8 protein-coding genes are annotated in these 6977 nt (G+C 74.7%); 7 read left to right on the top strand and 1 reads right to left on the bottom strand.

The features are described from left to right. On the top strand, nt 1-243 hold a 243-nt coding region (locus ACWEVO_RS25425), incomplete at its 5' end, for a sigma factor-like helix-turn-helix DNA-binding protein (RefSeq protein WP_452310030.1). Between the two features lie 47 nt (nt 244-290). On the opposite strand, the gene ACWEVO_RS25420 is transcribed toward ACWEVO_RS25425, so the two are convergent. Next, nucleotides 291-1019, bottom strand: coding sequence for a zf-HC2 domain-containing protein (locus tag ACWEVO_RS25420; RefSeq protein ID WP_452310029.1), 729 nt, complete (start codon nt 1017-1019; stop codon nt 291-293). Between the two features lie 153 nt (nt 1020-1172). On the opposite strand from ACWEVO_RS25420, the gene ACWEVO_RS25415 reads away from it, so the two are divergent. The 6 genes from ACWEVO_RS25415 to acpA all read left to right on the top strand — a co-directional run. Beyond that, nucleotides 1173-2114, top strand: a complete 942-nt coding sequence (locus ACWEVO_RS25415; RefSeq protein ID WP_452310028.1) for an FAD-binding protein — start codon at nt 1173-1175, stop codon at nt 2112-2114. Next, nucleotides 2015-2377, top strand: coding sequence for a D-arabinono-1,4-lactone oxidase (locus ACWEVO_RS25410; RefSeq protein WP_452310031.1), 363 nt, complete (start codon nt 2015-2017; stop codon nt 2375-2377). Before ACWEVO_RS25415 ends, ACWEVO_RS25410 begins: the two co-directional genes overlap by 100 nt. Beyond that, a complete protein-coding gene (locus ACWEVO_RS25405; protein WP_452310027.1) occupies nt 2377-2751 on the top strand; it encodes a sensory rhodopsin transducer in 375 nt (124 codons plus the stop codon). Before ACWEVO_RS25410 ends, ACWEVO_RS25405 begins: the two co-directional genes overlap by 1 nt. A gap of 33 nt (nt 2752-2784) precedes the next feature. Further along, nucleotides 2785-3891: an FUSC family protein gene (locus ACWEVO_RS25400; RefSeq protein WP_452310026.1), complete on the top strand. Its 1107-nt coding sequence runs from the start codon at nt 2785-2787 to the stop codon at nt 3889-3891. A 45-nt stretch (nt 3892-3936) separates the two neighbouring features. Next, nucleotides 3937-5079 (top strand): CaiB/BaiF CoA transferase family protein, encoded by a 1143-nt coding sequence (locus ACWEVO_RS25395; protein WP_452310025.1) that lies wholly within the window; start codon nt 3937-3939, stop codon nt 5077-5079. Between the two features lie 121 nt (nt 5080-5200). After that, nucleotides 5201-6977, top strand: a 1777-nt coding sequence (gene acpA, locus ACWEVO_RS25390) for an acid phosphatase (RefSeq protein WP_452310024.1), incomplete at its 3' end; no start/stop codon positions are given.

Below are 6977 nucleotides of genomic sequence, written 5' to 3'. Positions count from 1 at the left end.
GAGGCGGCCGGCGCGGTCACCGCCGACAGTGACGACACGGTGACCCTGCGGCGCCTCGTCGCCGCGCTCGCCCCGGAACGCCGGGAGGCGTTCGTCGCCACCCAGATCGTCGGCCTGTCCTACGCGGAGGCCGCCGAGGTGTGCGGCTGCCCGGTGGGCACCATCCGCTCCCGGGTGGCCCGGGCCCGGGAGGACCTGATCGCCGCCTGGCGGGACGGATCGCGGCCGGCCCGGGTCGTCTGACGGAGCGGCCCGCCGGACGACCAGGTGGGCGCAGCGCCGGGTCGCGGTCAGGCCGCCCGGCGGTCGCGGGCCTGGGCGGAGTACGGCGGCAGCAGCCGCAGCGGCGCCGGCTCCGGTGGCTCCTCGAGGTGCAGCGACCAGCGGGAGCCGGACGAGCGGCCGCGCTGCGGGGGCGTGCCGCCCGGCCGCCAGCGAGGCCGGGACAGCACCATCATGACCGCCCACCCGGCCAGCAGGAAACCGTGGCTGACCAGCCGCGACACCTCCACCTGGCCGGTGATCAGGTCGTTGACCGACAACAGCAGCAGGGTGCCGACGAAGGCGCTGAGCATCGGCAGCAGCCCGGCCGGGGTGGACCGACGTACCGCGACGACCAGGAAGCCGGCGCCGACGGCGACGTTCCACGCCGCGGACTCGTGCCACAGGTGCTGGCCGGAGCTGTGCACGTGGTCGACGACGGCGTCCCGTCCGACCTGGGCCAGCCCGAGCACCAGCTGCACCGCGCCGAGCAGCCCGAGCAGCGTGCGCAGGCCCGGCGTCAGCCGCTCCCGCCAGGGCCGCCGCACCGGCGCCGCCGCGAGCACCACGTCAACGAGGTCCGGCAGCTGCGGCAGGGCCTGGGTCCGCGCTCGCCGGCTCACCGCCACCGCCGCCTCGCGCCAGGCCCGGCAGCCGGCGCAGCCGGCCAGGTGCTCCTCGGCCGCCGCCGACTCGGACCGGGTCGCCTCCCCGTCCAGCTGCGCCGACAGGATCTCCCGCCACTGCTCACACGCCATGTAGGGGTAGTCGTCGGGGGTGCCCGCCCGGTTCCCGGCGGGTCCCGGAAACCGGCGCGACGGGGCGGGCCGCCGCTTCGGCCGGGGTGACTACGCCGGCCGGGCGGGTAAGCCCCGGCGTCCGGGCGGGACCGAGGAGCGGGGGAACGAGGCGTGACGCGGTCGTTCGTGAACTGGTCGGGCAGCCTCTCCTTCACCCCGGCCGAGTACGCCGAGCCCGCCGACGAGGACGCCGTCCGGTCCCTGGTCCACCGCGCCCGGGAGGCGGGCACGGCGCTCCGGCCGGTCGGCTCCGGCCACTCGTCCAGCCCGCTGGTGCGCACCGACGGCATCCTGGTCAGCCTCGACCGGCTCGCCGGGGTGATCGCCGACGACGGCAACCTCGCCACCGTCTGGGCCGGCACCCGACTTCAGGCCCTCGGCGAGGGCCTCTACGACGCCGGGCTGGCCATGGACAACCTCGGCGACGTCGACTACCAGTCGATCGCCGGCGCCACCGCCACCGGCACCCACGGCACCGGCCTGGGCTTCGGCAACCTCAGCACGCAGCTCGCCGGCGTACGCCTGGTCACCGGGACCGGCGAGACGCTGGACATCACGGCGGACCGCAACCCGGAGCTGCTGCCGGCCGCCCGGCTCTCCCTCGGCGCGCTCGGCGTCGTCACCCGGGTCACCCTCGACGTCCAGCCCCGTTACGAGCTGCGCCGCCGCTCGTGGTGCGCCCACCTCGACTGGACGCTGGACCACCTGGCCGAGCTCCAGCACACCAACCGCAACATGGACTTCTACTGGTACCCGCGCAGCGACCTCACGCAGGTCCGGGTGCTGAACCGCGTCGACGAGGCGCCGGAGGCGCGCGCCTGGGCCGGCCGCCGGGTGGGGGACGTGCAGGAGCGGGAGAGCGACGTGGGTCCGACCCACCGCACCATTCCCCGGCACCGTGAACTGCGCTTCGAGGAGATCGAGTACATGCTGCCCGCCGAGGCGTTCCCGGCCTGCTTCGCGGAGGTGCGCCGCCGGATCCGGGACCGGCACCGCCGGGTGGCCGGCTGGCGGGTGCTGGTGCGCAGCATCGCCCCGACGACATCTGGCTGAGCAACGCGTACGCCCGGCCCACCACCACGGTCGCCTGCCTGCAGAACACCTCGCTGCCCTACGAGGAGTACTTCCGCGACATGGAGGCGGTCTTCCGGCAGTACGGCGGCCGGCCGCACTGGGGCAAGAAGCACTGGCTCACCGCCCGGGAGCTGCGTCCGCTCTATCCCCGCTGGGACGACTTCCAGGCGGTACGCCGCCGTCTCGACCCGGACGGGGTGTTCCTGACCCCCGACCTGTCCCGGCTGCTGGAGGAGGGGTGATGGCCGAGCTCGGCGCCCGGGTCTGGGTGGTCCCCGGCGGGCATGTGCCGTTCCCAGCGCACGGGCCGGAGCCGGCGTTCACCGGCTTCGACCAGCTCTGCGTGCTCAACGCCACCGATCGGGAAGCCGAGCTGAGCCTGGAGATCTACTACGAGGACGCCGAACCGGTCGGGCCGTACCGGGTGCGGGTGGCGGCACGCCGGGTGCGGCACGTGCGGGTCAACGACCTGATCGATCCGGAGGCGGTGCGGCTGGACCGCCCGTACGGCTGCGTGCTGCGCTCCCCGGTGCCGGTGGTGGTGCAGTTCCTGCGCCAGGACACCCGGCTGCCCGGCGTGGTGGCGTTGACCAGCACCATGGCGTACCCCGGCTGAGGTTCGCCGGTCGCTCGGCGGGTACCCGCCCGCATGCGGGAACCCACGTGGGGCGACCGGGTCCGGGGCGCCGGCCGGGCGACCCACCGGCGGCTGCGGACGTACCTCATCGTGGCGGTGCAGGCGGGCCTCGCCGCCGCCCTCGCCTGGGTGGTCGCCCGCGAGGTGCTGCACAACACCGAGCCGACGTTCGCGCCGGCCGCCGCGGTCGGTGTCATCGCCGCCTCGCTGGGCGGCCGGACCCGACGCACCGTCGAACTGGTGGTCGGGGTGGTGCTCGGCATCGCAGTCGGGGACCTGCTGATCGCGGCCGTGGGCACCGGGCCGTGGCAGACCGGCGTGATCGTCTTCCTGGCGGTCGCCGCCGCGGTGCTGGTGCGCGGCCCGGGCGCCCTGGTGACCCAGGCCGGCGGTACCGCGGTCCTCGTCGCCACGCTGACCCCCACCTCCCCCGACCTGGAACTGCCCCGGACGATCAACGCCCTGGTGGGTGGGATCGTCGGCCTCCTGGTGGTCCTCGTGCTCGCCCCGCTGAACCCGCTGCGTACGGTCCGCCGGGTCGCCGACCCGGCCCTGGACGGGTTCGCCCGGGAGCTGACCGCCTCGGCGGACGCCCTGGGCCGGCGCGACGCCCGCGCCGCCGAGGAGGTGCTGGACCGGATGCGGGCCGCCGAACCGGAACTGGACCGGCTGGGCGAGGTGGTCAACGCCGCCGAGGAGGTGGTCCGGCTCTCCCCGGTCCGCTGGCGGCGCCGGCGGGTCCTCGCCGCGTACCGGAGGGGGGCCGAGCACATGGACCGCGCGTTCCGCAACAGCCGGTCCCTGGTCCGCCGGATCGGCACCACGCTGCGCGACGACGAGCCGGTGCCCGCGGACCTGCCCGCCGCGGTGGCGCACGTCGCCGAGGCGGTCCGGCTGCTGCACCGGGAGTTCCTGGCCGCCGGTGAGCCGGTGCGCGCCCGCGAGCGGGTGCTCGACGCGGTCCGTGCGGCGGGGCGGGCCTGCCGGCAGGACCTCGGCTTCTCCGGCACCATCGTCGTGTCGCAGCTACGGGCCGTCGCCAACGACCTGCTCCGGGCCACCGGTGTGCCGCGCGACGAGGCGCGCCGGCTGGTCCGCCGGGCCGCCGCCGGCGGCTGAACCGGGTGTGCCATCGTGGTCCTCCGCCAAGGGAAGGGGACGTCGATGGATCCGCACGCCGACCGGCCCGGGCCGTTGAGCGGGCTGCTGGTCGCGGACTTCTCCCGGATCCTCGCCGGGCCGTACGCCACCATGCTCCTCGCCGACCTGGGCGCCGACGTGGTCAAGGTGGAGGGCCCCGGCGGCGACGACACCCGGACCTGGGCGCCCCCGGTCCGCGACGGCGTCGCCACCTACTACCTGGGCGTCAACCGGAACAAGCGCTCCGTGGTGCTCGACCTCGCCGACGCCGGTGACCTGGTGCTGGCCCGCCGGCTCGCCGCGCGCGCCGACATCATGATCCAGAACTTCCGGCCGGGCGCGCTACGCCGGTTCGGCCTCGACCACGCCGCGGTCGCGGCCGGCAACCCCCGGATCGTGTACGCCTCGATCAGCGGCTTCGGCGCCGGGGGCGGCGCCGACCTGCCCGGGTACGACCTGATGGTGCAGGCGGCCTCCGGGCTGATGAGCCTCACCGGCGAGGCGGACGGGCCCCCGTACAAGGCCGGAGTGGCGGTGTTCGACGTGATCGCCGGCCTGCACGCGGCGGTCGGCATCCTCGCCGCCCTGCGGCACCGGGAGCGGACCGGCGTCGGCCAGCACGTCGAGGTGGACCTGCTCTCCTCGGCGCTGTCCGGGCTGGTCAATCACGGCAGCGCGTACGTTGCCGGTGGGGTGGTCCCGGCCCGGATGGGCAACGCCCACCCGAGCATCTTCCCGTACGAGCCGCTGCCCACCGCCGACGGCGAGCTGGTCGTGATCGCCGGCAACGACCGCCAGTTCCGTACCCTCTGTCAGGTGCTCGGCGTGCCGGAGCTGGCCGACGACCCCCGGTTCCGGCGCAACCAGGACCGCACGGCCCACCGGGACGCGCTGCGGCCGCTGCTGGTCGAGCGGTTGCGCCGGCGCGGGGTCGACGAATGGTTCCGGGACCTGCGGGCGGCCGGGGTGCCGTGCAGCCCGATCAACCCGCTCGACCGCGGGGTCGCGCTGGCCCGCGATCTGGGGCTGGACCCGGTGGTCGAGGTCGACGGGGTGCCCGGGGTGCGGCACCCGGTCGGCTTCTCGGCCACCCCGCCGCGCTACCACCTGCCCCCGCCCCGGCTGGACGCGCACGGTGCGGAGATCCGCGCCTGGCTGGCGGAGTGAGGCCGGCCGGGCCGGGATGCTTCCCGACGGGCACTGTGGTCGATAGGTTTACCCGGGCGACGTTTGCCGCCCGGCAAGCGCCCCTGGACTCCGCGCCGTTCCCCGTCCCACGGGAGGATCCGTGTCCATCCGTTCCCACGCGCGCCGGGTGCTCACCGGCTGCGCCGCGCTGGCCGTCGTGACGGCCGTCGCCGTGCCGAACCCGTCGGTCGCCCTGGCGGCCGGCGACGAATCGGCGCTGGCGGGCATCAAGAACATCGTGGTCATCTACGAGGAGAACCACAGCTTCGACAACCTCTTCGGCGGCTGGGAGGGTGTCAACGGCCTGGCCAAGGCCGACCCCGCCCACACCGCCCAGGTCGGCGCCGACGGCACGACGCTGCGCTGCCTGCCGCAGAACGACGTCAACCTGCCGCCGATCACCACCGACTGCACCGGCGGCACCTTCCCCAACGAGCCGTTCCGCATCGACGACTACATCACGCCCGACGACACCACCTGCCCGGTGCTGAACGGCCCGTACAAGCCGAACGGCTGGCTCGACGGCACCGGCACTCCGGGCGGCTGCACCGAGGACCTGGTGCACCGCTTCTACCAGGAGCAGTACCAGATCAACGGCGGCCGGCAGAACCGGTACGTCACCGGCAGCGACGCCCTCGGCCTCACCATGGGCCACTACGACACCCGGTCGCTGCCCATCTACCGCTACCTGCACGGGGCCGGCGCCCCGCGCTACGCCATCGCGGACAGCTTCTTCCAGGCCGCGTTCGGCGGCTCCTTCCTCAACCACCAGTGGCTGGTCGCTGCCCGTACTCCGGTGTGGACCGACAAGGTCACCGCCGCCGGCAAGAACGCGGTGGTGGGTCCCGACGGCATGCCCAGCAGCTACCCGCTGCACCCGACCGACACCACGCTCTACCACGACGGGGCGCTGACCCAGGCCCCCGAGCCGGACGGCTCGTGCCGGGTGGCGGTCTGCGGCGACTACGCGGTCAACACCGTGCAACCCTGGTACCAGCCGTACGCCCCGGGCACCGGGGACGCGAAGCGGATGCCCGCGCTGACCTACGACACCATCGGCGACCGGCTCTCCGCCAAGAAGATCGACTGGGCCTGGTACGGCGGCGGCTGGGACAACGCCGCCGGCAACGTGGGCGGTGCCGGCTGGACGAACGGCACCGACGGCAGGACCTGCGCCGACCCCCGCACGATGACCGGTGCGGTCTACCCGAACTGCCCGGACGCCACCTTCCAGTTCCACCACCAGCCGTTCACCTACTTCGCGAAGTACGCGCCCGGCACCGACGCGCGGGCGAAGCACCTGCGCGACGAGGTGGAGTTCATCGCGGCGGCGAAGGCGGGCAAGCTCAAGCCGGTCAGCTTCGTGAAGCCCGTCGGCGAGGAGAACGAGCACCCCGGCTACGCCTCCGAGGCCACCGGCAGCAACCACCTGGTCGAACTGCTCAAGGCCGTCGAGGGCGGCAAGCAGGCCAGGAACACCATGGTCATCATCACCTACGACGAGTTCGGCGGCCAGTGGGACCACGTCTCCCCGCCGAAGGGCGATGTGTGGGGCCCGGGCACCCGGATCCCGGCCCTGGTGATCTCGCCGCGCCTGCCCGCCCCGTTCAGCGTGGACCGCACCGCGCACGACACCACCTCGGTGCTCGCCACCATCGAGCAGAAGTTCCACATGGCGCCGCTGACCGACCGGGACGCGAAGGTGACCAGCCTCGCCACCGCCTTCCACCGCACCGGTGGCGACCAGGGCGACGACGACCACGGGGGCGGCGGCGGGGGCGGCCCGGCCGCGCCGGGCGGCGGCCAGGGCGGCGGGCTGCCGTTAACCGGCCTCGACCTGGCCGGCCGGGTGTCCGTCGGCCTCGGGCTGACCGTCG

The sequence above is a fragment of the Micromonospora sp. NPDC003776 genome (assembly GCF_053605645.1).
Note: the sequence above shows the minus strand (reverse complement) of the source record. Positions and strands in the feature narration are given on the sequence as shown.